The sequence below is a fragment of the Chryseobacterium sp. IHB B 17019 genome (assembly GCF_001456155.1).
Classification (GTDB): domain Bacteria; phylum Bacteroidota; class Bacteroidia; order Flavobacteriales; family Weeksellaceae; genus Chryseobacterium.
The window spans coordinates 1,000,343-1,025,219 of the sequence record NZ_CP013293.1; the positions used below are offsets into that span (position 1 = coordinate 1,000,343).

The 24,877-nt window shown below is 35.9% G+C and carries 22 protein-coding genes; 13 read left to right on the forward strand and 9 right to left on the reverse strand.

Translation table 11 applies throughout. The features are described 5' to 3' along the window. Nucleotides 1-46 precede the first annotated feature (46 nt). From ATE47_RS04580 to ATE47_RS04595, 4 genes are all read left to right on the forward strand, one after another. Nucleotides 47-2,299: a glycoside hydrolase family 20 protein gene (locus ATE47_RS04580; protein WP_062160848.1), complete on the forward strand. Its 2,253-nt coding sequence runs from the start codon at nt 47-49 to the stop codon at nt 2,297-2,299. 47 nt (nt 2,300-2,346) lie between these two features. Next, nucleotides 2,347-3,345: an isoaspartyl peptidase/L-asparaginase family protein gene (locus ATE47_RS04585; RefSeq protein WP_062160849.1), complete on the forward strand. Its 999-nt coding sequence runs from the start codon at nt 2,347-2,349 to the stop codon at nt 3,343-3,345. A gap of 70 nt (nt 3,346-3,415) precedes the next feature. Continuing rightward, a complete protein-coding gene (locus ATE47_RS04590) occupies nt 3,416-4,078 on the forward strand; it encodes a copper homeostasis protein CutC (protein ID WP_062160850.1) in 663 nt (220 codons plus the stop codon). 151 nt (nt 4,079-4,229) lie between these two features. Further along, nucleotides 4,230-6,713, forward strand: a complete 2,484-nt coding sequence (locus ATE47_RS04595) for a beta-mannosidase (protein ID WP_062160851.1) — start codon at nt 4,230-4,232, stop codon at nt 6,711-6,713. 3 nt (nt 6,714-6,716) lie between these two features. On the opposite strand, the gene ATE47_RS04600 is transcribed toward ATE47_RS04595, so the two are convergent. Next, complete coding sequence (locus ATE47_RS04600; protein ID WP_062160852.1) at nt 6,717-7,187, reverse strand: hypothetical protein; 471 nt, start codon at nt 7,185-7,187, stop codon at nt 6,717-6,719. 103 nt (nt 7,188-7,290) lie between these two features. Between ATE47_RS04600 and priA the strand changes: the two genes are divergently transcribed. From priA to gldG, 7 genes are all read left to right on the forward strand, one after another. Next, nucleotides 7,291-9,738: a replication restart helicase PriA gene (gene priA, locus ATE47_RS04605; RefSeq protein WP_062160853.1), complete on the forward strand. Its 2,448-nt coding sequence runs from the start codon at nt 7,291-7,293 to the stop codon at nt 9,736-9,738. 160 nt (nt 9,739-9,898) lie between these two features. Next, nucleotides 9,899-11,368 carry a D-alanyl-D-alanine carboxypeptidase/D-alanyl-D-alanine endopeptidase gene (gene dacB / locus ATE47_RS04610; RefSeq protein WP_062160854.1) on the forward strand — a complete coding sequence of 490 codons (1,470 nt, stop codon included), beginning with the start codon at nt 9,899-9,901 and terminating at the stop codon, nt 11,366-11,368. An 85-nt stretch (nt 11,369-11,453) separates the two neighbouring features. Further along, nucleotides 11,454-13,376 carry a M1 family metallopeptidase gene (locus tag ATE47_RS04615; RefSeq protein WP_062160855.1) on the forward strand — a complete coding sequence of 641 codons (1,923 nt, stop codon included), beginning with the start codon at nt 11,454-11,456 and terminating at the stop codon, nt 13,374-13,376. A 110-nt stretch (nt 13,377-13,486) separates the two neighbouring features. Continuing rightward, nucleotides 13,487-14,680, forward strand: a complete 1,194-nt coding sequence (kbl, locus tag ATE47_RS04620; RefSeq protein ID WP_062160856.1) for a glycine C-acetyltransferase — start codon at nt 13,487-13,489, stop codon at nt 14,678-14,680. Nucleotides 14,681-14,768: 88 nt separating this feature from the next. Then, nucleotides 14,769-15,320, forward strand: a complete 552-nt coding sequence (locus ATE47_RS04625) for a CopD family protein (RefSeq protein ID WP_062160857.1) — start codon at nt 14,769-14,771, stop codon at nt 15,318-15,320. Nucleotides 15,321-15,425: 105 nt separating this feature from the next. Next, the gene (locus tag ATE47_RS04630) at nt 15,426-16,154 is read left to right on the forward strand and encodes an ABC transporter permease (protein ID WP_062160858.1); all 729 of its coding nucleotides are present in this window, start codon (nt 15,426-15,428) and stop codon (nt 16,152-16,154) included. 4 nt (nt 16,155-16,158) lie between these two features. After that, entirely contained in the window at nt 16,159-17,829 is a 1,671-nt protein-coding gene (gene gldG / locus ATE47_RS04635; RefSeq protein ID WP_062160859.1) for a gliding motility-associated ABC transporter substrate-binding protein GldG, read from the forward strand. A 53-nt stretch (nt 17,830-17,882) separates the two neighbouring features. Here the strand turns inward: gldG and ATE47_RS04640 are convergent, their stop codons facing one another. The 7 genes from ATE47_RS04640 to ATE47_RS04670 all read right to left on the reverse strand — a co-directional run bounded on the left by ATE47_RS04640 (nt 17,883) and on the right by ATE47_RS04670 (nt 22,971). Then, the gene (locus ATE47_RS04640) at nt 17,883-18,107 is read right to left on the reverse strand and encodes a hypothetical protein (protein WP_062160860.1); all 225 of its coding nucleotides are present in this window, start codon (nt 18,105-18,107) and stop codon (nt 17,883-17,885) included. Nucleotides 18,108-18,140: 33 nt separating this feature from the next. Next, nucleotides 18,141-19,055, reverse strand: coding sequence for a helix-turn-helix domain-containing protein (locus ATE47_RS04645; RefSeq protein ID WP_062160861.1), 915 nt, complete (start codon nt 19,053-19,055; stop codon nt 18,141-18,143). Nucleotides 19,056-19,230: 175 nt separating this feature from the next. Further along, complete coding sequence (locus ATE47_RS04650; RefSeq protein ID WP_062160862.1) at nt 19,231-20,070, reverse strand: SDR family NAD(P)-dependent oxidoreductase; 840 nt, start codon at nt 20,068-20,070, stop codon at nt 19,231-19,233. Nucleotides 20,071-20,639: 569 nt separating this feature from the next. Continuing rightward, on the reverse strand, nt 20,640-21,377 hold the full coding sequence (locus ATE47_RS04655) for an SDR family NAD(P)-dependent oxidoreductase (RefSeq protein ID WP_062160863.1): 738 nt from the start codon (nt 21,375-21,377) through the stop codon (nt 20,640-20,642). Between the two features lie 218 nt (nt 21,378-21,595). Continuing rightward, on the reverse strand, nt 21,596-22,165 hold the full coding sequence (locus ATE47_RS04660) for a Crp/Fnr family transcriptional regulator (protein ID WP_062160864.1): 570 nt from the start codon (nt 22,163-22,165) through the stop codon (nt 21,596-21,598). Between the two features lie 62 nt (nt 22,166-22,227). After that, nucleotides 22,228-22,542 carry a hypothetical protein gene (locus tag ATE47_RS04665; RefSeq protein WP_062160865.1) on the reverse strand — a complete coding sequence of 105 codons (315 nt, stop codon included), beginning with the start codon at nt 22,540-22,542 and terminating at the stop codon, nt 22,228-22,230. Then, nucleotides 22,543-22,971, reverse strand: coding sequence for a DUF4268 domain-containing protein (locus ATE47_RS04670; protein ID WP_062160866.1), 429 nt, complete (start codon nt 22,969-22,971; stop codon nt 22,543-22,545). It abuts the gene before it with no gap. Between the two features lie 139 nt (nt 22,972-23,110). Here ATE47_RS04670 and ATE47_RS04675 point away from each other — a divergent pair, with 139 nt between their 5' ends. Continuing rightward, nucleotides 23,111-23,518 carry an RrF2 family transcriptional regulator gene (locus tag ATE47_RS04675; protein WP_062160867.1) on the forward strand — a complete coding sequence of 136 codons (408 nt, stop codon included), beginning with the start codon at nt 23,111-23,113 and terminating at the stop codon, nt 23,516-23,518. 99 nt (nt 23,519-23,617) lie between these two features. Next, complete coding sequence (locus ATE47_RS04680) at nt 23,618-23,908, forward strand: putative quinol monooxygenase (RefSeq protein WP_062160868.1); 291 nt, start codon at nt 23,618-23,620, stop codon at nt 23,906-23,908. A 157-nt stretch (nt 23,909-24,065) separates the two neighbouring features. Here the strand turns inward: ATE47_RS04680 and ATE47_RS04685 are convergent, their stop codons facing one another. After that, the gene (locus ATE47_RS04685; protein WP_062160869.1) at nt 24,066-24,872 is read right to left on the reverse strand and encodes a T9SS-dependent choice-of-anchor J family protein; all 807 of its coding nucleotides are present in this window, start codon (nt 24,870-24,872) and stop codon (nt 24,066-24,068) included. Nucleotides 24,873-24,877: the final 5 nt, after the last annotated feature.

Here is a 24,877-nt window from a genome sequence, read left to right on the forward strand (position 1 = left end):
AGTTTTCAGAAATTAATTATATTAGCTAAAACCTTAATCAAATTCAATGGTACGCGCTTTTTTTGTAGTTTTTGTATTGTTTTCAAATTTAATTTTTTCTCAAAAGAAACTGAATTTAATTCCTTATCCTCAAAAAGTTAACATAAATGAAGGATTTTTTACTATTCCTGAAATAATTATGTTAAATGATAATCTCCCGAAAAGTGAAACCGAATACTTAAAAAAACGTTTAAGTTCAAGCGTAAAATTTCAGAATTCTAAAGGTTCAGCTGCTAATTTGGTGTATTCACAACTTCCGAAATCAAACAATTCAGGAATGGATGAATTTTATTCCCTTGAAATTTCACCCAAACAGATTCAGATAAAATCTTATACAAAACAAGGGTATTTCTTAGCAATTCAGACATTAATACAATTAATCGAAACCCATAAAAACGATAAAAAAATTCCAACTTTAAAAATAGAAGATCAACCAAAATTTTCATGGCGCGGAATGCATCTCGATGTTTGCCGTCATTTCTTTACAGTAGAAGAAGTAAAGCAGTATATTGATTATCTGGCAATGTACAAACTGAATACTTTTCACTGGCATTTAACAGACGATCAGGGTTGGAGAATTGAAATTAAAAAATATCCGAAATTAACGCAAATTGGTTCAAAACGTAAAGAATCCATGATTGGAGCTTATGTTGACAATACTTTTGACGGAAAACCTTACGGACCCTATTTTTACACTCAGGAACAAATAAAAGAGGTGGTAAAATATGCTCAGGATAGACACATCACGGTAGTTCCGGAAATCGAAATGCCGGGTCATGCTCTTGCTGCATTGTCGGCGTATCCGGAATTGGCCTGTACAAAAGGGCCTTTCGAGCCGGCTACAAAATGGGGCGTTTTTGACGATGTTTTTTGCCCGAAAGAAGAGACTTTTAAGTTTTTGGAAAACGTTTTAGATGAAGTTATGGGACTTTTTCCGTCACAATATATCCACATCGGAGGTGATGAATGCCCGAAAACAAGGTGGAAAGAATGTGCTCATTGTCAGGAATTAATCAAGAAAAATAATTTGAAGGATGAACACGGCTTACAAAGTTATTTCATCCACAGAATTGAAAAATATGTAAATTCTAAAGGAAGAAAAATCATCGGCTGGGACGAGATTCTAGAGGGCGGTCTGGCTCCAAATGCCGCCGTAATGAGTTGGACAGGAATTAAAGGTGGTGTTGAAGCTGCAAAATCCGGTCATTTTGCTGTCATGACGCCCGGTTCTTATTGCTATTTCGATCATTATCAGGGAGATCCTGCAACGGAACCGAATGCTTTCGGAGGTTTTACACCTTTGGATAAAGTATACTCTTACAACCCGATTCCGGAAGAACTAAATGCTGAGCAGGCGAAATATATTTTAGGTGTTCAGGCGAATTTATGGACGGAATATATTCTGGATTTTAAACAGGTTCAATACATGGTTTTCCCAAGATTGATGGCACTTTCCGAAGTAGGATGGGGAACTTCTGATCCTAAAAATTATAAAGAATTTGAAGGAAGGGTCATTAACCAGTTCAAAGTTTTGGATAAAATGAATGTGAATTATGCAAAAAGTATTTACAATGTTTCCGGAAAAGTAATCGCTGCAAACAACGGTACTGCTTATGAACTTTCAACCTCTCAAAACCCGGCCGGAATCCGATATACCGTGGACGGGACAGAGCCAAATGCAAATTCGCAGGGGTATAAAAATCCGATTTCTGTTTCAAAATCAATGACTATAAAATCTGCTTATTTTGAAAACGGACAATTGAAAAGTGCGGTTTCTTCACAACAATTTATGACGTCAAAAACGACAGGTAAAAAAATTACGCTGGAACAACAGCCCAATGAAAATTATTCTTTCGGTGGGGCTTTCACATTGGTTGACGGAATTATCGGAAATACAAGACAGCTTGGAAAAACATGGTTGGGCTTCCAGGGAAAAGATGTTGTAGCAACAATTGATTTAGGACAAAAAACTCAATTCTCAGAAGTATATTTTAACACCCTGGAAAACAAAGGAAGCTGGATTCACAGGGCAAAATCTGCTCAAATTTTTGTTTCAGATGATAATAAAAACTTCAAAATGATAAAAGAAATAGGGAAAGATGAGATTCTTAATGCAAAAGGAAAAATTAATTTAAATGTAGGAAATCAAAATTCAAAATATATTAAACTTAAAATAGAAAATGCAGGAGTTATCCCGGCCGGAAATCCCGGTGCAGATTCAAAAGCGTGGCTTTTTGTGGATGAAATCGGAGTAAATTAACATTCAATTTACCTGAAAACTAAAACCTGCAACTTAATACCTAAACTATGAACTCACGTAGAAAATTTCTAAAAAATACAGCATTGGCATCTTCCGCATTATTGTTGAATCCATTGGATTTGATAGCGAAAGATTTGCCTGAAACTAATAAATTAATCAATAAACCCATTGTTCTTTCCACATGGAATTTTGGTTTAAAAGCAAATGAAGAAGCCTGGACAATTTTGGGGAAAGGAGGAAAAGCTTTAGACGCTGTGGAAAAAGGTGTCCGTTTGGTGGAACTGGACCCGAATGAAAGGAGTGTTGGCTACGGCGGTCGTCCCGACAGAGACGGAAGAGTGACGTTGGATGCCTGTATTATGGACGAAAACTACAATATCGGTTCGGTTGCCTGCCTTGAAAATATTAAAAATCCAATCTCAGTGGCAAGAGCTGTGATGGAAAAAACTCCGCATGTTATGTTAGTGGGTGATGGAGCTTTACAATTTGCTCTTTCTCAAGGCTTTAAAAAAGAAAATCTCCTCACTCCAGAATCCGAAAAAGAATGGAAGGAATGGTTGAAAGACAGTAAGTACAAACCAATCGTAAATATCGAAAATCACGATACTATCGGAATAATTGCACTGGATTCCAGCGGAAATCTGTCTGGAGCTTGCACAACAAGCGGAATGGCGTTTAAAATGCACGGAAGAGTGGGAGATTCACCAATTATTGGAGCGGGCTTGTTCGTTGATAATGAGGTAGGTGCGGCGACGGCAACAGGTCATGGTGAAGAAGTAATCAGAACGGTCGGAACTCATTTGGTAGTGGAATTGATGCGACAAGGTAGAAATCCGCAACAGGCTTGTAAAGAGGCCGTTGAGAGAATTGTCCAAATTGCCAAAAGAAGAAATAAAAATTTAAAAGATATCCAGGTTGGTTTTATTGCTTTAAATAAAAAAGGTGAATATGGTTCTTACTGTATCCAGGACGGATTTAATTTTGCCGTTCAGGATCAAAAAGGAAACCGTCTGGAAAAGCCTGAATTTGCTTTGAAAAGTTTATAGAATTAGAAATTAGAAATTAGAAATTAGAAATTAGAAATTAGAAATTAATTTTGCTAAACCTAAAATATTAATGTCAAAAATAGAAATAGCCTGTTTCAACCCCGAATCCGCAATCATCGCGTATGAAAATGGAGCCGACAGAATAGAATTATGCGACGGATTAAGCGAAGGCGGAACAACCCCGGACTTTGAAATCACAAAACAGCTTCGGGAAAAAATAAGCATCCCGATTTTTGTGATGATTCGGCCTCGTGGTGGAGATTTTACGTATTCGGATGAAGAGTTTGAACAGATGAAATTGGAATTAATTCAATTAAAATCTTTAACAGTTGATGGTTTTGTGTTCGGAATTTTGGATGAAAATGATGAAGTAAATATTCAACAAAATAAAGAACTGGTTGAATTGGCGGAACCTTATCCGTGTACTTTTCATCGTGCGTTCGACAGAGCCAAAGACTTAGAGAATTCGTTGGAAAAAGTAATCGAATGTGGTTTTAAAACAATTCTCACTTCTGGTCAGAAACCAAACGTTTCAGAAGGAAAAGAAAATCTGAAAACATTGGTTGAGCTGTCAAATGGAAGAATCGAAATTCTTGTGGGTGGCGGCCTTCGATCAAGAAATATTCAGGAACTTAGGGAGTTTACTAAAGCCGGGTATTTTCATTCTTCTGCAATTACGGATGGTGGTGCTTTTGCGAATGCGGATGAGGTTGTTGCTTTGAAGAATAAATAATTTAATTAAAAATATTCACATAGTTTGTCATCCTGAAAGGATTTAAGCATAGTATTAAACTCATAAAATAATATATTGCTTTTCTTTTCCGTATATATCCTTTCAGGATGACAACTATTGTGTTTAAATATTACGCTGAATCAAATAAATTATGAACAAAACTATCCTTTTTGCTTTCCTTTTTCTTCAAATTTTAATTAATGCGCAGTTTTCAGAGCGAAATTTATCCTCCGAAAAATGGACGTTCAAAAATGCAAAAGAAAATAATTGGCTCACGGCCTCAGTGCCAGGGACGGTTCATTTGGATTTGATGGACAATAAGGTCATTCCCGATCCCTTTAAAGATGAAAATGAAAAAAAAGTGCTATGGATAGAAAATGAAGATTGGGATTACCAGACCAGTTTTAAAGTTTCATCGAAAGAACTGGAAAATCAGAATATTGATTTGGTTTTTTATGGATTAGATACATTTTCGGAGATTTATTTGAATGGAAAACTTCTGAAAAAAACGGATAATATGTTCAGGAAATGGACGATTTCGGTTAAGCAGAATTTAAAAACTGGAGATAATATTTTACAAATCAAATTTAAATCGTCTGTAAATGTTGGAAAAGAATTAGCAAAAAAAGTTTCTTTTACAATGCCGGAATCACCGCGAAGTTTTGTAAGAAAAGCGCAATATCAATTCGGGTGGGATTGGGGTCCCAGATTGGTAACAGCAGGAATCTGGAAAGATGTTACATTAAATTTTTGGAATCAAGTCAAACTTGAAAATGTAAAAATCGAGCAAAAAGCTTTAACGAAACAAAAGGCAGATTTAAATATTCATGCAGAGATCTTCGCTGAAAAAGGAGGGAATTTTAAAGTATCAATTAATAATCAATCTCAGAATATTTCTTTAAAACAAGGTTTAAACACAATTTCAATTCCTTATCAGATTAAAAATCCAAAACTTTGGCAACCCAGCGGTTGGGGCGATCCAAACTTATATGATATAAAATTTTCTCTACAAAAAGATTCAAAAATTCTTGCTGAAAAAACAGAACGAATTGGCTTAAGAACGGTTGAATTAATTCAGGAAAAAGATTCAAAAGGGAAATCTTTCTACTTTAAAATTAATGGAAATCCGTTGTATATCAAAGGGACAAACTGGATTCCGTCCGACAGTTTTACCCCAAGAATTAGCAAAGAAAAATACCAGAAGCTCATCAAAGATTCTAAAGAAGCCAACATGAATATGATTCGTGTCTGGGGCGGCGGGATTTATGAAAATGATGAATTCTACAGGGCTTGTGATGAAAACGGAATTTTGGTTTGGCAGGATTTTATGTTTGCAGGAAGCTTTTATCCGGCTGATGAAAATTTCCAGCAAAATGTTGAATTTGAAGTAAAAGATCAGGTTGAAAGGCTTCAAAATCATCCGTCATTAGCTTTATGGTGCGGAAATAATGAAGTTGATGAAGCTATTGTCAATTGGGGTTATCAAAAGCAATTCAAATATTCAAAAGAAGATTCTTTACAGGTTTGGAAAGATTATAAGAATATTTTTCATGAAGTAATTCCCAATGCCATAAAAAAATACGCGACGAGTGACAAAACGATTTATTGGCCAAGTTCGCCTTCAATCGGGTGGGGGCACAAAGAAAGTCTGACGGAAGGAGATTCTCATTATTGGGGCGTTTGGTGGGGCGAGCAGCCATTCGAGATCTTTAATGAAAAAGTCGGCCGATTCATGTCAGAATACGGTTTTCAGGGAATGCCGACGTTGGAAACAACAAAAGCAATGTTTTCCGGAACGCCAGATTTAAACTTACAGAATGGGACTATAAAAGCTCATGAAAAGCACGCAAGAGGTTGGGAAATCATTGATACTTACATGAAACGCGACTATAAAATCCCAACTGATTTTGTGAAATATAATTACATTTCACAGTTGCTCCAGGCTCGCGGAATGCAGATTGCCATTGAAGCGCATCGTCGTGCAAAACCTTATAATATGGGAACGTTGTATTGGCAGTTAAATGATTGCTGGCCAGTAGTTTCCTGGTCATCGATTGATTATTTGGGAAATTGGAAAGCGCTGCATTATCAGATTAAAAGAAGCTTTGAAAATCAGGTGATTTTAGCCGAAGAAAAAGATGGAATATTGAATTTTTATGCTGTTAATGATGAATTGAAAAAGTTTGAAGATGTACAGTTGGAACTTGAGGTTAATAAGTTTGACGGAGAAAATATATTGACCTCTGTATCTGTTCGTAATGGGAAAAGTCTGGAAGGGATTTTGCAGTTTGATCCGGTTAGAATTAATGAGTTGATTGGAAATTCAGATAAAAATGAAGTGTTTTTGAATTTAATTGTAAGAGGAAAAAATGAAAAGATTATTGCTGAAAATAACTATTTCTTTGCAAAACCTAAAGATTTAAAACTCCCAAAACCAACAATAAAAATCAAGAAAATTTCCTCAACTGAAATTGAAATTTCAACCGATGTTTTAGCAAAAGATGTTTATTTAATTGGTGACACACATTTTAGCGATAATTTCTTTGATTTATTACCGAAAACATCAAAAAAGATCAAGCTTTCAAAGCCATTGGGAAAATTTGAGGTGATGAGTCTTTGGGATGTGATGAATTAGAAATTAATTGAGTTCAAAATCATACAAAATAATCGAATCAATAGTATCTTTCCATTGTTCAACATGGACAGCGTTGCTTGCAGCAGGCATGATAGAGGTCGGTTGATAAGAAGAATTTCCTTTTAATCTTATTTTAGCTTTAAAAACCAATTGTTTTCCTGTTTTTTGAACTAAAATTAGAGCGTAAATTGTAGATGCCATCATTTGAGCTTCAGAAAAAGTAATTTCAATGCTGTTATCTTTTACATTATCTTTTTTGAAATCATCCAACATCTCAAAAATATCTATTTCTTCTGCGGCATTTTCTTCTTTAATGACTTGGAAATTGATGATTTTGTTATCTTTTATTTCAGGTTTAAACAAGATTTTTTTACCAATCGGGATGGTAATTTCTCCTTTAGTTAAAGTGATTTTTTCCTGAGCCTGGATAAAAAATATGATAAAGAAAGATGCAATTGAAAGTAATTTTTTCATGGTTGGTTATTTAAATAAAGTTGGATCAATTTTATAACGATAAAGGTAGAAATTATTGCAGTTCACAAAAGAAAAATCTAATTTTACATTTTAAATATTTCCCTTGAACTACGCTCAAATCGTTTTACCATTAAATTTAAAAGGATCTTTTACCTACAAAGTTCCCCACGAATTATTGACTGAAATTCAGGTAGGAATGAGGGTTTTGGTTCCGTTTGGAGGGAAGAAAATTTATACCGGAATTGTTTTTGAGCTTCATGATATGGCACCGGAAAATTTCGTTGCAAAAGAAGTCATCAGCATTTTGGATGATCAACCGATTGTTCCGCAGGAGCAGATCAACTTCTGGAACTGGCTTTCAGATTATTATCTGTGTGGATTGGGTGAGATTTACCGTTTTGCGTTTCCTTCCTCTTTAAAACTGGAAAGTGAAACCTATTTAAAATTAAAACCGAACGTAACGGTAGATTTTGAAAATCTGGATGTGAATGAAATGTATCTTATTCAAGCTCTGGAGGTTCGGCAGCTGATTAATCTGACGGATATTGAAGCTTTCGTTCCGAAAAAAGATATTATTAAAACGATCAATTCTTTGATCGATTTGCAATATATTGAAATTGACGAAAAGATTGCGGAAAAATATAAAGCAAAAGAGATTGCGTATGTTAAAATTAATAATGAAGTTTTAAATAATCAGAACCTCACGGAAATTCTTTTAAAACTAAATAAAGCTCCGAAACAGAAAGATCTTTTCCTTAATATTTTAGAAAAACAGACAGAAAATCCTGATTTGCACATTAAAAAATCCGAGCTTTTTGAAGACGGATATTTTGCAAGCTCACATTTTAAAGCTTTAGCAGATAAAAATTTGATTGAAGAATACTATATTCAAAAAGACAGGATAGCGGGCTATGAAGGTGAGATTGAAGAGATTGAAGAACTCTCCGAAGCTCAGAAAAATGCAAAAATTGAAGTTGATGAAGCTTTTGATGAAGGTAAAAACGTTTTGCTTCACGGGGTAACTTCATCCGGAAAAACGCATATTTATTTAGAAAAAATTGAAGAATGTATTAATGAAGGAAAAAACGTCTTGTTTTTGCTTCCTGAAATTTCTTTAACAAAACAGATTACCCAAAGATTAGAAAAAAAATACGGCAGACAGCTGACTTTTTATCATCAGAAATTAACTGATTTTGAGAGAGTAGAGGTCTGGAGGAGAGTCAAACAAAATGATTTTAAAATCCTTATCGGGACAAGAAATGCACTGTTTTTACCTTTCCAGAATCTAGGTCTGATTGTTGTGGATGAAGAGCATGATTCCGCCTATAAACCCAGAGAAGTTTCACCATATTTTAATGCTAAAGATGCAGCATTGGTTTTGGGAAATTTTTACGGTGCAAAAGTGATTCTCGGTTCTGCAACCCCTTCAGTTGAAAGCTATTACAATGCCCGGAAAGATAAAATGGCTTATGTTTTCCTTCAGGAACGTTTCGGGAATGTGAATCTTCCTGAATATGAGTTGATTAATTTTAAAGAAGCTCAGGATTCCAAAAAAGTTTCCGGAAATTTTTCTTTGCATTTAATTGATGAGATCAAGAAAACGCTCGAGGAAAAAAATCAGACCATTATACTTCATAACCGCCGTGGTTATGCCAATGTGATAGAATGTGAAACCTGTGGGTATGTGAATTATTGCTCAAATTGCGATGTTGTTATGACGTATCACAAGTCGGCCAATGAAATGAAATGCCATTACTGCGGACAAAGAGCATCAAAGCCAAAAACCTGCCCGAAATGTCACTCAGAAAATCTTAACGAAAGGGGAGTCGGAGTAGAGCAGATTCATGAAGAAGTATCAAAATTATTCCCTGATAATGAGGTTGACAGAATGGATGTGGATTCCATGCGGAAAAAATTTGCCTACGAAAAATTATATGAAAAAATAGAAGACCGCGAAACAGATATTGTGGTCGGAACCCAAATGATTTCCAAAGGATTGGATTTTGATCATATTGAATTGGTGGCCATTCCAAAAGCAGATTCCTTGTTGTATGTCCAAGATTTCCGTGCAGAAGAAAGAGCGTATCAGCTGATTACTCAGGTTTCAGGACGGGCTGGACGAGTTTCCGGAAACGGGAAAATTTTAATCCAAACATATAATCCGGATCATTCTGTTTTTCAGTTGATTAAAATGAACAGTCCGGCAAGGATTTATAAATATTTCTTAACTGAGCGCCAGAAATTCCATTATCCGCCTTTCACAAAATTGATCATGATTGAGCTTAAACACAGGAAAGAAGAAAAAGTAAATCGCGCTTCCCAGTTTTTAGGTTCGATTTTAAGGAAATATCTTCCTGAAGATTGTGTTTTGGGGCCGGAAAAAGCACAGATTGCAAGGCTTAATAATTTGTATCAATTTCAAATCATGCTTAAGCTTCCGAGAGGCAAAAAGTACGAAGAATACAAAAAGCTGGTTTTGATAAGTCTAAAAGAATTTGAAGAAATCACCGCTTATCAAAGCATTAAAAAAGACGTTTTTGTGGATTTTTAACAATTTTTAACAAACTTTATAGTGTTTTATCAGAATCCGGTGAACCTACTTATAGCAATATTTTCTACATTTGGACGTTGATTATATGTTTGGGTCTTTAATTTCAATTTAACCATTTGATTTTTAACCTATCCAAACTATAGCAAAATAAAAAAAATAGATGGTAAATTTCAGAAGATATATTTCAGGCATAGCGGTACTAGCTTCAGGATTTGTTCTTGCTCAGTCTACCGTTTCTACAGTTCTATATTCTCAATCTTACGAAAATCAGAAAAGTTTAAACCTACCTTCTCCCATTACTTCGGTTGTGGAGAAAACTATTCTGTCGGCTAAAGAACTTGTAGATATTAATGTAAACACAATGATGACCGACCCCGTTTTAAAGAATGCAAACTGGGGATTCGTAGTGTATGATCCTAAAACGAACAAAGTAATTTCTTCGTACAACGAAAATACTGCCTTGGTTCCTGCTTCTACAACGAAATTATTAACCACAGAAACAGCAATGAATCTGTTAGGTGAAAATTACCGTTGGATGACACAGCTGGAATATTCGGGAAGTATTGATGAAAATGGAGTATTGAACGGGAATCTTTATATCATAGGAAGCGGCGACCCGTCTTTGGGTACTAATAAAGCCGGAGCCTGGTCTTACAGAGATATCGTTTCAGACTTCATCGGCGGGCTTTCTCGCGAGGGAATCAAAAAGGTAAATGGTGATATTATTATTCAGACAGCGCTTTTCAAAGGTAACATTTCAAGACTTCCGGAAAATGTTGTTTGGCTAGAAAACAATAATTACTATTTGCCGGCCGGAACCACCCGTGAGATCAATCCAGCAAATGAAAAGCTGATCGTAAAAAAAGGAAGCAGCCTTTCACAGGAAAAGAAATTTTTCTATGTTTCGCCTTACAACAAGCAAATGGTATATGCCGAAAAGTATGAAGGAGAACCGATTCTAACAACAAAATTACCTGATGCACCGGCTTATCTGGCCAATTCTTTCAGAACGACTTTGGTAAAAAGCGGTATTGGGGTAACGGGAAAAGTGATTCCTAAAATGACAGACGCAAACCCTGAAAGCAGAAAATTGGTTTCAGCGTACAAATCTCCGACATTGAGCGATATTGTTTATTATACTAACCAGCATAGTGATAACGGCTTAGCTGAAGCTTTATTAAAAACAGTCGGTTTCCAGAGCTTGGGTGATCAAACTACGGAATCAGGAAGAAGAGTAGTTACCGAACACCTGAAAAATGAAGGCTTCGATATGATGGGACTGAATTATATGGATGGAAGTGGGCTTTCAAGAAGCAACAATGTAACCCCGATTGCTCAGGCAAAGTTTTTAACTTCTTTAATGGACGAAAAATATTATAAAACTTATTTTAATTCATTGCCGGTGGGCGGGCAGTCCGGAACGTTGAAAAGAATGTTTATCGGAACAGGAAACGGACAGGTTTTTGCTAAAACAGGAACTTTAAATAAAGTAAAAACATTAGCAGGATACCTGAAAACGAACTCGGGGAAGACTTTAGTTTTTTCACTAATGGTAAATAATTATGCAGGATCTGTGGATATGGTGAAGAAAAGAATGGAAAAAATTCTAGAACCGGCATTAGATCTTTAAAAATATTTTTTATTTGAATAATATAAGAGCCTTTTAATCAATGATTAGAAGGTTTTTTTTATCTTTGAAACATTATAACTTGAGTATGAAAAAATTTTACTTTTTACTTTTGAGCGTTTTTGTTTTCCAGCAGTTTTACGCTCAGAACGATAATATTGAAAAAAAGGGACTTATTGCAAAGGAAATGAAATCTTTTGCCCAGAAAATGGCAGTCGGGAATATCAATCCGAATACGCTGAATTATGACCTGCAATATCAGAGAATGAATGTCACGCTAAATCCTGCTATCTATAATATTTCAGGATCGGTAACGTCCCATTTTAAGCCTAATCAGAGCCTTAACAGTATTTATTTTGATCTTGATAATCAGATGACGGTTTCGCAAGTGCAGTACCACGGTAATACACTTGCTTTCCAGCAACTTCCGACTAAAGAAATTAAAATTGATTTTCAGAGTGCTCTTCCGGCCAATGTTCTGGATTCTTTAACGATAACGTATTCGGGGGCACCATCCGCCACTTATAATGCTTTCTTTAACGGATCTCAGGGAGGAACCGCAGTGTTGTCAACGTTAAGCGAACCTTACGGGGCACAGGACTGGTTTCCAACAAAACAAAGCCTGAATGATAAGATCGACAGATTTGATTTTAAAATAACAACACCTTCTCAGTATAATGTTGCAGCCAACGGAAAATTGATGTCTGAAACTACACTTCCGGGTAGTCAGAAACTGACTTTCTGGAGAACAATGTATCCGATGGCTTCTTACCTGGTGGCACTTTCGATCACGAATTTTGTTAAGCTGAATGATACAATGGGAAATCCGCCTTTTCCTTTTGTGAATTATATTTTTCCCTCCACAGCTGCCAATACAACCAGTATGAGCAATATTGAATGGACAAAAACGGTTATGAACACCTTTGAAACATACCTTGGGCCGTATCCTTTTAGAAATGAAAAATACGGACACATGGAATTTCAGGTCGGTGGCGGAATGGAACATCAGACCATGTCTTCAATGGGAGGATGGACCAGGGGGCTTATTGCGCATGAACTTGCCCATCAATGGTTTGGAGATAAAATAACCTGCGGTGCCTGGAACGATATCTGGCTGAATGAAGGGTTTGCAACATTCGGGGAACATCTGGCCAATGAGAAACTGCTGATGACCAATACTCAATTTATGAACTATTTATTGGATCAGAAGAACTTTATTACAAGTTCTCCCGGTGGAAGTGTGTATGTAGCTGATTCCAATTTGGGAAGTGTGGGAACAATTTTCAGTGGAAGGTTGTCTTATTCCAAAGGAGGATATGTGGTTAGAATGTTGAAATGGATTTTAGGCGATACAGCTTTTTATCAGGCTATCCAGGATTATCATTCTAGACCGAATTTAGCTTATAACTACGCAAAAACACAGGATTTAAATGCATCTTTATTGCAGTCGACAGGAACTAATTTCACGGAATTTTTCAACGACTGGATTTATGGCGAAGGATATCCTATTTACGACATCAGATGGAGACAGTCCGGAGGTCAGATCATTATCAAAGCAGCTCAGACTCAAAGTAGTCCCACTGTAAGTTTTTACGAAATGCCTCTTCCGATAAAAGTAAATGGAACGGGTGGACAGACTGCTTATTTTAAATTAAATAATACAACCAACAACCAATATTTTGTACAGTCGGTTGCTTTTCCGGTGGCAAGTGTAGAATTTAATTATGAATATCAGATTTTAGAAAAAAATTCAACGGTAACTCAGGATAATACTTTAAATACTTCAGATTTTAATGTAGAAGAATTTGCTTTATATCCGAATCCGGCAAAGAACGAATTGAACATAAAAGGAATTGATAAGGCTACAGATTTTACCATTTATTTTACAGATGGAAAATTGGTGAGAAAGGGAACTTATCAGCCCGAAAAGGCGATTAATATTTCCGAACTTGTTCCTGGAACTTATATTTTTAAGATTAAAGATAAGAATGTGAAATTTTTAAAGAAATAAAAATTAGAATTAAAATAAAGATTCTTTACGAATTATCAAATAATAAAGCTGTTTCATGAGATTGAAACGGCTTTTTTTATTAAATTAGCGCATCTAAAAAATTACCAGAAATGATCTCTAAAAAGTATCTTGAAAATTTACAGAACGAACTACAAAATATTGACAACGACGGGCTTTACAAAAGAGAAAGAATCATTACTTCTCAGCAAAGTGCGGAAATAGAAGCCAACGGAAAAAAGCTGTTGAACTTCTGTGCCAACAATTATTTGGGATTATCAAACCATCCGGAAGTCATGAAAGCTTCGCAGGACATGATAGAATCTCATGGTTATGGAATGTCATCGGTACGTTTTATCTGCGGAACTCAGGATATTCACAAGCAATTGGAAGCAAAAATTGCTGAATTTTTAGGTCTTGAAGATACCATTTTGTATGCTGCTTGTTTTGACGCAAACGGAGGAGTTTTTGAACCTTTGTTTACGGAAGAAGATGCTATTATTTCTGATGAATTGAACCACGCTTCGATCATTGACGGAGTTCGTCTTTGTAAAGCGGCGAGATATCGTTACAAAAACAATAATATGGCAGATTTGGAAGCACAGTTGATTGCTGCTTCCGAAAAAAATCACCGTTTCAAAATCATCGTTACAGACGGGGTTTTCTCAATGGACGGAATTGTTGCAGACCTGAAAGGAGTTTGTGATTTAGCTGATAAATATGACGCTTTGGTGATGGTTGACGATTCTCATGCAACCGGATTTATCGGGAAAACAGGTCGTGGAACTCATGAGGCTAACGATGTAATGGGTAGAGTAGACATCATTACTTCTACATTAGGAAAGGCTCTTGGTGGTGCTTTGGGAGGATTTACTTCCGGTAAAAAAGAGATCATCGATATGTTGAGACAACGTTCTCGTCCATACTTATTCTCAAATTCATTGGCTCCGGGAATCGTGGGTGCAGCTTTGAAAGTCTTGGATATGATTTCTGAAGACACTTCTCTTCGTGATAAAGTAATGGAAAACGCAGAATATTTCAGAGCAGAAATGAAAGCTAAAGGTTTTGATATTCCTGATGGTGATGCTGCAATTGTTCCTGTAATGCTGTACGACGCTCCTTTGGCTCAGAAAATGGCTGAAAAACTGATGGATGAAGGGATTTACGTAATTGGGTTCTTTTATCCTGTTGTACCGAAAGGAAAAGCGAGAATCAGAGTTCAGCTTTCTGCGGCTCATACAAGAGAACATTTGGATAAGGCGATTGCCGGCTTTGAAAAAGTAGGAAAGGAACTTGGAGTAATTTAATACGATAGGCTGTAAGCTTTAGGCAAGAAGCTTTTAAGCCGTTAAAACTGACCTAAAGCTTATAGCTTATTGCCTATAGCAAAAAAATATGCTTTACACTATAATAAAAGCACTACATATTATCTTCATGGTAAGCTATTTTGCGGGAATTTTTTATCTCGTGAGAATCTTCGTTTACTATAAAGATACCGATGAATTTGCTGAGGAAAAGAAGAAAATTTTAAGAGAACAATACACTTTCATGGCTCGTAGGCTTTGGAATATCATCACCGTTCCGGCCGGAATTATCATGGCGGTATGCGGAATCATCATGATTTTTCTGAATTTGGGCTTAATGAAAACTCCTTGGTTTCATTTAAAATTAACCTTCCTGATCGGATTGGCAATTTATCATTACTGGTGCTGGAAAAAAGTTTTACAATTAAAAGAGCTCAACGGAAATACGTTGGAAACAGCCAACATAAAATTAAGGCAAGCGAACGAAATCGCAACTTTTATTCTATTTTTGGTCGTTTTCACGGTAATATTAAAATCAATGGTCATTGAATACTGGTGGCAATTAATTACAGGATTTTTCGTTCTGGTATTTTTGATCATGATGACCGTTAAGCTGGTTAATAAAAACAAGAAAAAGTTATAGGTTATGAATTATTAGTTATAAGTTGATTTAGATTTTCTAACTTAAATTTTTCAACATATAGCTGGTAACTCATAACTCATAATTTATAACTCATAACTAAAAAACATGTTTGCAATTTTAAAAAAAGAACTTTGGAGTTACTTCGGCAACTGGAGCGCATGGGTGATCATTGCGGCTTTCAGTCTGATAACGACATTGTTTCTGTTTTTTTTCGACAACGATTCTAATATTTTTGAGATCGGAATGGCTTCTTTACAAAGTTATTTCGTTTTGGTTCCTTGGTTATTAATGTTCATCATTCCGGCGCTTTCAATGAAAACTTTTGCGGAAGAACAGCAAACAGGAACATTAAACTGGTTATTTTCACAACCCTTAAAAATTTCAGATTTGGTGTTTGGGAAATTCCTTTCCGTTTGGATTGTTGGGATTTTATGTTTGATTCCATCACTGATTTACCTTTATACAGTCTATGTTTTGGGCGTTCCGGCAGGGAATATCGACTTGGGAATGACTTTCGGAAGCTATATCGGTTTAATTATTTTAATTGCAGCATTTTCCGGAGTCGGAATATTGGCTTCTTCGCTTTCTCAAAACCAGATTATGGCTTATTTGTTGGGCGTTTTCATGTGTTTTATCATGTATTTCGGAATCGAACAATTAGCTAGCTATAAATTATTAGGAGGAGCAGATTTTATTTTACAGAATATCGGTTTTTATCAGCATTTCTTAGGCTTTACGAGAGGTCTTATTGATTTTAAGGATGTTGCTTATTTTGTTTTGATTATCGGTGTTACGTTAGTTTTGTCCAACCATTTTATCAATAAAAAGAAGTAGAATTATGAAGAAGATACAATTTAAATCTCCATTAGGAATTTTACTTTTCGTGCTGTTGCCGTTGGTAATCATTTTGGCAGTTTCAGGAATCAGATTGGATTTAACCAAAGAAAAAAGATACACCCTTTCCGATAATACGATTAAAGTATTGGAATCCGTTAAAAAACCTTTAACAGTCGACGTTTATCTGGAAGGAGATTTCCCGGCGAGCTTTAAGCAGCTTCAGAGCGAAACAAGGTTCATGCTGGAAGAATTCAGGAAAATTAATCCTAAAATTGATTTTAAATTCATTGATCCTGTAAAAACCAAAATGTCTCAGGACACGCTGATGGCAATGGGAATGCAGCCTTCGGTACTTCCGGACATCAAGGACGGAAAAGTTTCGCAGATCTATTTATTTCCTTATGCGGTTGTAAAATACAACAAAAGAGGCGTTTCGATTCCTTTGGTTGTGCAGCAGACGGGAATTGATGCCGATCAGCAATTAACAAAATCAATCGAAAATTTAGAATATAATCTTGTTTCAAATATCAAAAATATTGCGGCAAACAAGAGAAAGAAAATAGGTGTTTTGGTGAATCAGGATGAGTTGAGTCCCAATGAATTCCAGGGTTTCATGCAGTTGGCTTTAGAAAGTTATGACGCGGGACCTATTATTCCTAAAAACCAGACGGAACTTACATTGGCAGACGTTCCGTTGTTGAAGCAGATGAGTGCCCTGGTTATAGCAAAACCGAGAAAAGCATTTACAGATAATGAAAAAGTAATCTTGGATCAATACATCATGAACGGTGGAAAAACGCTGTGGATGATTGATGCCATAAATGCAGAAATGGATACATTGATGAGGTCTCAAAAAGTGATGCCTTTCCCTGTAGACATCAATATGACAGACTTTTTCTTTAACTACGGAATCAGGATCAATCCTGCTTTGGTGAAAGATGTGAAGAAGTTTGCTTTGCTAAGATTAGTAACAGGTGAAGTGGGTGGAAATCCTCAATATACGAGTCTTCCGTGGCCGTATTTCCCGTTGGGTATTGCAGAACATAATAATCCGATCACAAAAAATATCAATCCTGTAAAGTTTGAATTTCCAACTTCCATTGATACGTTGGGCGGAAGAAAAAATATTAAAACCAATGTCCTTTTTGAATCAAGCGAAAGAACTTTATTGAAGCAGGTCCCGAATTATGTTGATTTAAAGGAAATTTCCAGCGTCGACAGTCTCGGACAAATGGAAAAACCAAGCACGCCGAAAATCTACGCCGTGTCTCTGGAAGGAAAGTTCAATTCTGCCTATTCATCAAGGATTGAAAGAAAATCTTATCCAAATTTCAAAGGCACAAGCCCGGAAAATAAAATGATCATCATCGCAGATGGTGATGTGGGAAGAAATAAAGTCCTGAAAGGTGAACCGCTTCCTTTAGGCGTAGATCTTTTGACCAATGAGCAATTCGGAAACGAACAGTTTCTAAGAAATGCCCTAGATTACTTACTTGACGACAGCAATCTGATGGAACTGAGAAACAGAAACATCGAAGAGCGTCTTCTCGATCGACAAAGAATTACTGAGGAAAAAAGCAACTGGCAATGGTTTAATTTGCTGTTTCCTTTAGCGATTATCGGTATTTTGGGAGGATTGTTTTTTTGGTTGAGGAAGAGGAAGTTTGGATAAAAACAGAAAAAGAGAAGTGTGAGCTTCTCTTTTTTGTTATTTAAATGTATTTACTACCATTGTTTAATTTCGAATAGTAAATTATTAGATTCAGTTATCATATCATTTTTAGAATCTTGTAATGATTGATCAATTCTAGCATTTAATTCTTTGATCGAAAATGGATTAAAATTATCTTCGTTATTGATTAAAATCTTCTCAAGGCGAGAAATTAATTCCTCACTTTGAATTTTCAGAAATTCCTGAATAAAATTTAATTTTCTGGTTTGAATATCCACGACTAATATATTTAAATCAAAATAATAATTTTCTCAATTAAACAGCCTCCTAAATTCCCCCGGCGACTGATTCGTCTTCTGCTTAAACAACTTACTAAAAGACTGCGGATGCTCAAACCCCAACTCATAAGCAATCTCACTGACAGAAAGATTCGTTGTGCTGAGGCGTTCTTTGGCATGGTCAATTAATTTATTCTGAATATGCTGTTGCGTGTTTTGCTGGGTATGAATTCGCAGCAAAGTTCCCAGATAATTGGGTGAAATATTCATCTGTTCGGCAATGGTTTTCACGGAAGGAATGCCGTTTTCCATGAGGTTTCCGTTTTCAAAATATTGAGACAGAATTTCTTCAAATTTCACCAGCAATTCGTGACTGGATTTTTTTCGGGTAAGAAACTGACGCTCATAAAAACGTTCGGCATAAATCAGGAACAGTTCAAGTTGGGCCACAATCAATTCCTGTGTGAATTTATCAATGTTTGTCTGATATTCTTTTTCGATATTTTTAAACAAATCAACTATAACTTTCTCTTCCTTATCCGAAAGGAAAAGCGCTTCATTAATCTGATAACTAAAGAATTCGTAAGATTTTATTTTCTTGATCAAAGAAGTTCCCCAAAGAAAATCGGGATGAATCAATAGTAAATACCCGGTGGGTTCCACTTCAACGCCTGGTTTCATTTCAAGGCTCAAAAACTGCAGCGGCGAAACAAAACACAACACCCCGGAATCAAAATCATATTCCTGCTGACCGTAATTGAACTTAGCATTAATATTCCTTTTCAAGCCTATCGAATAAAAATTCTGTATCCATTTCAATTCCGTATCATCCACGGGATAACGGACTTTACTGTAATCTATCAGGCTGATCAATGGGTGTTCAGGATTCGGAAGATTACAGAAAGCATGAAAATCGGAAATAGAATTAAAGCGAAATGTCTGTTTCATAATGCTAAATTATTTAAATTAAATTTAATATTTTATGATGTAAGGATATGAAATTAATGAAAATAAGATCCTTCGACAAGCTCAGGATGAGAACGCTAATACTACCGTTGTAACTAATACGTAAGTTTCACGCTGTTTTCCCAAGCGGAGTCGAAGGATCTCTAAGCTTAAAAAACTAGATCACAGTCGACAAAGTCAAACTTTCCCAATTCTCAGCATCACCTTTCATCGTCTCAAACTTTTTATCCAAAAATTCAGCTGCGCCGCTTCCCAATAAAAAATGCACCGGCGGATTTTGCTCTTCACTGATTTTGATGATTGCTTCTGCACCTTTTACGGGGTCGTTAGGCTGATTTCCATTGATCTCGTTAAGGTGAGTGCTTTCGGAGTTTCTGGCAGATTCATAAGCCTGGATTGAATGCGCTGGAGTTCTTAAAGAATCTTTATTTAAGAAATCGGTTCTGAAATATCCGGGATAAACAACGGTTGCTTTCACTCCAAAATCTTTAATTTCTTCCGCTAAAGACTCTGTCAAACCAGCTACTGCAAACTTTGTGGAACAGTAAACTCCCCATCCCGGAAAATTACCTGAGTACCCTCCAATCGATGAAATATTGAAAATATGACCAGATTTTTGCTGACGAAGATATGGCATTGCATTTCTGATCACGTTCAAAGTCCCGAAAACATTGATGTCGAAATTGGCTCTTGCTTCTTCATCCGAAAGTTCTTCCAACGTTCCAAGTTGTCCGTATCCTGCGTTGTTGACAATGACATCAATTTGCCCGAAATAGTCAACACTTTTTGCTATTGCAGATTTTACGTTTTCATTGTCCGTTAAGCTAACCTCCAACGGTAAAAATGAATCAGATGCTTCCCCGATTTCTTTAATTAAAGATTGAGAACTTCTGCTTGTTGCTACAACACGGTAATTGTTTTCCAATAATTTTTTCACTAAGGCTAATCCTAAACCTTTTGAAGCTCCTGTCACGAACCATACTTTTTTTGTTTCCATTTTTAAAATATTTATTTGTTTTAATTGATGGTACAAAGATGGTAAGTTGCTGATTTTGAAATGTAGCCGAATCAACGAATGATGTGTCCGAATCGTGAATGTGAATAAAAAAACCTGAATCTCAATTCTTTTTTTTGAAGCAATTTGACTACGCCGAATTGCAGATTTATTTATTTTTGAAGCTATTTCCCGCTTTTCATTACAATCTTTTTTTTCAAAAAAGGATTTCCACTGCAATCGGGGCTAAGATGGCAGTTATCCTTTTCAATATTCTGAATAGCCACAATATTTGTCATCCTGGAAGGATCTATACGCGAATTTCTAAGCTAAACTTTAAAAAATTCTGTTTAGATCCTTCCAGGATGACAAACTTGATGATTATAGGGTAAAAAAAATTGATAATTCAAACCTTATAGGTTTTTAAAACCTATAAGGTTTAATAATCGCAATGCCTAGCCCCGATAGTAACGGTTACCCCGCAACAAGCATTGAGAAAAGCTTTGGAGTGAGGAGTATGAGTGGATAGCGGGAACAAGCTCCTAAAAAACCATTAATTAATATTTACAAAACTACCACGGACTAATCCCGCTCTCATCCTCAATATCATTACTGAAATACTGTCCTGTAGGCCCGTTTTTATCAGTTAAAGTATGTTTAATGATAAAACTCGCCGCACTTTCTACCGAACCTGGTCCGCTGTGATGATTGAAATCCGTCGCCGTATACCCAGGATCAATCACATTTACTTTAAAAGGAGAATCTTTCAATTCATATGCTAAAACAATGGTATAAGCGTTCAAAGCTGATTTGGACGGGCCATAAGCTGCACCTTTTACATTGTAATATTTCCAGTTCGGATCGCTGTGTAAAGTTAAAGAACCCAATCCGGAAGTAATATTGCTGATTCTTGGGCTGTCAGATTTTTTAAGCAGGTCTAAAAATGCCTGTGTAACGCTGATTACTCCAAAAAAGTTCGTATCAAACACATTTTGAATATCTTTGATCGATGCTTCTGCCGCAGTTTGAGGAATCGGCCCCAGAATTCCGGCGTTATTGATCAGAATATCCAGTTTTCCCTGTTCGTTTTCAATAATATCTCTGGCTTTTGATATTGATTCTGGGTTGGTGACGTCGATTTCAATTGCTTTAATATTCTGAAATCCTTGTTCGTTTAATTCTTTTACAACTGTTTCGCCATTTTCAAGGTTACGGCTTCCCAAATAAACGGATAATCCTTTTTGTGAAAGTTGCTTTGCTATTTCCAAGCCAATACTTCTGTTGGCTCCTGTAATTAATGCTGAATTCATTTTTTGTTTGTTTTAATTGATGATGTAAAATTCCGTCAATTAAATAAGATAGCATTTGTCATTTGGCAAAAAGAGAGTTTGAGCTGGAAGTTTTGAAGATGAAGGCTGGAAGATGATGAGGATGGAGGTAGGGGAGCGGGAAGCTGGAGGTTTTATCAGACTGCAAATGTAATTGTTGACTATCATCACCTCTAGCTTCCATCTTCCTGAATCCAGTTTTACCGGATATTCTTTCTTATTCGGCTGAGTGATGATTGTGTAACTCCCAGATAAGAAGCTACATAAGAGAGTGGAATTCTGTTGACAACGGTAGGATAGATTTCAAGAAATTTTAAATAACGAGTAGTTGCATCTTCCGAAACAAGCGGACTTCTTCTTTCCACTTTTTGAATTAATGCTCTTGAAATAATTTTATGAACAATCGCTTCCCACCCGACAATGGTCTGTAAAAGTTCAAGCCAGTCTTTTCGCTGAAATACAATTAGCTTGCAGTCTGTAACCGCCTGAACGTAAGTGCTTGAACAGATTTCATTGTCAAAACTTTCAAGATCTACAACCAAATTATTTTCTTCGATGAAATACTTGGTGATTTCCTCGCCTTTATTATCGTAATAGCAAACACGCAGAATTCCGTCGACAACAAAAGCAACCTGTCGTGCAATTTTTCCGGCTTCAGAAAAATATTCGTCTTTCGGAAGGTCGACTTCCTTTGCCTTACTTGCGATAAAGTCGATCTGCTGCTGATTAAGATTTCCAAATCTTAAAATAAAATCGAATAGTTCTTTCATGATTGCAAGTTAGGTAAACTAAGTTTTTCGGCATTTGCCATTTGGTAAAAAGTGATTGAATATTAAAATTGTCTTTTGTTACCACATTTTGTGCAAAAAGTAGCCTTTTCTGTTCTGTATGGTTTTCCGCAATTCTCACAGTCAGGACCATATAAATCAATAATATGATGCAAAATAGCATTAGGCTCAGTTTCTCCAAAACCTGTTAAATCATTATAATAATTCAGAAGTTTTGTAAAGTTTTCTTTAAGAGGAATCTTTTTTGATTTTTTAAATTCCTGAAAGCCTTCTGCATAAAGCCTTGACGCAATTTTACTTTCCTCCTCATCAAGCATAGGAACGTCTATTCTACACCTCCAACAATATCTTACTTTCATTTACACATCTTTTATAAAATCCTCATATTCATAATAAAACCTCTCAAAGCCATCCATTTTTTCAACAAAAAACTCAAAAATTTCTTGCCAGGTATTTTTATTGAAAATAGAAACATTGTGTTTTTCAACCCAGATTTTGGCGATAACTTTTCCGTTTTCCAGTGTAAAGTATTCTTCTTTTTGAAAATCTCCGATAAAATCTTTCAGAATGTCTTCCAGAGACCATATCTTTTCATAATAAGCATTCCGGAAAATCTCATCTTTCATTTCTATATCCAAAGAAACCTCCGCCTTTTTATTATCTGCATTGAATTTAAATGAAAAATCTTTGACTTTCGTATCATACAAAATCCATTTTCTGGGGAATGACTTTCCAAAAGCCGTCCAGAATTCTTTTTTTAACTGCTGTGCTTCCTGTTTACTGAACATACGACAAAAATAAGTATTTTGGCTGGAAGAACTGAGGCTGGAAGCCAGAAGTTATCACTCGCATTCAAAACTTCCGGCACCTATCCTCCAACTTCCATTCTTATATTACATCTCAAACTATTTTCTTATTTTTGTTGTAATGCTTTCTAAAAAATCTCAATATGCTTTTAAAGCGCTGTCATATCTTGTGGAGAAGAGAAATGACGGTCCTATTCTTATTTCCGAAATTGCTGATCATAAGAAAATTCCTTTGAAATTTTTAGAAAATATTTTGCTTGAACTTAAAAAAGCTGATATCCTGGATAGTAAAAAAGGTAAAGGCGGAGGATATTTTTTCAAAGAAAACCCTGAAAATGTACAATTGGCAAGAATTATCCGTCTTGTGAATGGTCCTATTGCACTTTTGCCGTGTGTCAGCTTAAATTTTTACCAGAAATGTGATGATTGCAATGAAGATCACTGTAGTCTGCATGATGTATTGATTGAAGTTCGGGATGCTTCTTTAAATATTTTAGAGAAAAAAACCTTGATGGATCTGGTGGACTAACCGGATTTATTTCCAGATTTCTTATTGTGGATAAATAAAAGCGAGAAAAATATCTTCTGCCCTGAAAATATTTTACTTTTACATCATTAAAAAAATAATATGAATTTATACGTAGTTGCGCTTTTCAAGTTTAATGAAAATTATCTGATGGAAGCGGTAGAACTTTTTCAGACGTTGGTAAGAGAAACGAGAAAGGAAGAGGGGTGTCTGCAATATGATCTTGTAGAAGATAAGGATAATAAGGGGACATTTTTCATGGTGGAATTGTGGGAAAGTGAAGAACATCACAACCGCCACAACGGGCAGGACCATCTGTTGAATTTCAAGCGTGATGTTTCAAAAATACTTGAAAGTACGACACAGGTTTATAAAGGAACAAAAACTCTTTAGGCTGGAAGTCTGAAGCGGAAAGTAGGAATTTAGAGCCCGTAAACTTCCATCTTCAAAACTTCTGACCTGTTATCATAATATTAAAAGGCTGCTCACAATAGTGAACAGCCTTTATTAGAAAAAATAGAAAGTATTAAAATTTAGGTCTAATAAATCTTTACTTTTTTATGAACTTTGATTTTACAAGTGTTCCTTCGGCTGTTTCGATAAGAATATAATAAACTCCTGTTTGAAGAGCGCTGATATCGAATTGTTGCCCGCTCAATTTACCTTCCGCCATTTTTTGTCCCAAAGCAGAATAAATCTGGATGTTTTTAGGGTCTTTTTTAGTTACGAACTGTAGTGCGGTATTTTCTGTATTTATAGCAAATTTGATTTCTTCTTTTGATTTTACATTGTCAGAAACAGCAAGGGTAGAATTTGCAGCGTAAACAACATCATCAATTTCCATCACGGTATGCGGTGCAAAAACTCCTACAAATTTAAAAACAATATACTGTGAAGCAGAAGCTGTTACAGGTACTGATATTGTTTGGAAAACATCACTCGTCAACGTAGTAGCTGTTGCCAGAGCCACGAATGTGCTCATGTCAGCAGGGTTTGAAGCCAATCCAACCTGTACTGATCCCGGAGCAGAACCTGTATTTCTTCTGGCCTTGAATGTGATGGTTTTATCTCCTGCAGGAGCAATAATCTGCGGGGAAATTAAATATTGAGGGCTGTTTTGGTTTGCCCCGGAATAAGCCTGAACAAAATTATCTGTTGCTCCGTTGGCTATGATATTCATCATTGCAGGAGGATTCCCAACAGGGGGCGGATAAATGGCTGTCCACTGGTTTTGCGGGAAAACAGTTTGCCCCTGACCTTGAGTAAAACTATTAAAATTTTCATTAATCGTTGCTACTTGAGCATGAGCTGTAATAGCACCAAACATCAATGTTCCTAAAAGTAGTTTTAATTTCATAACGT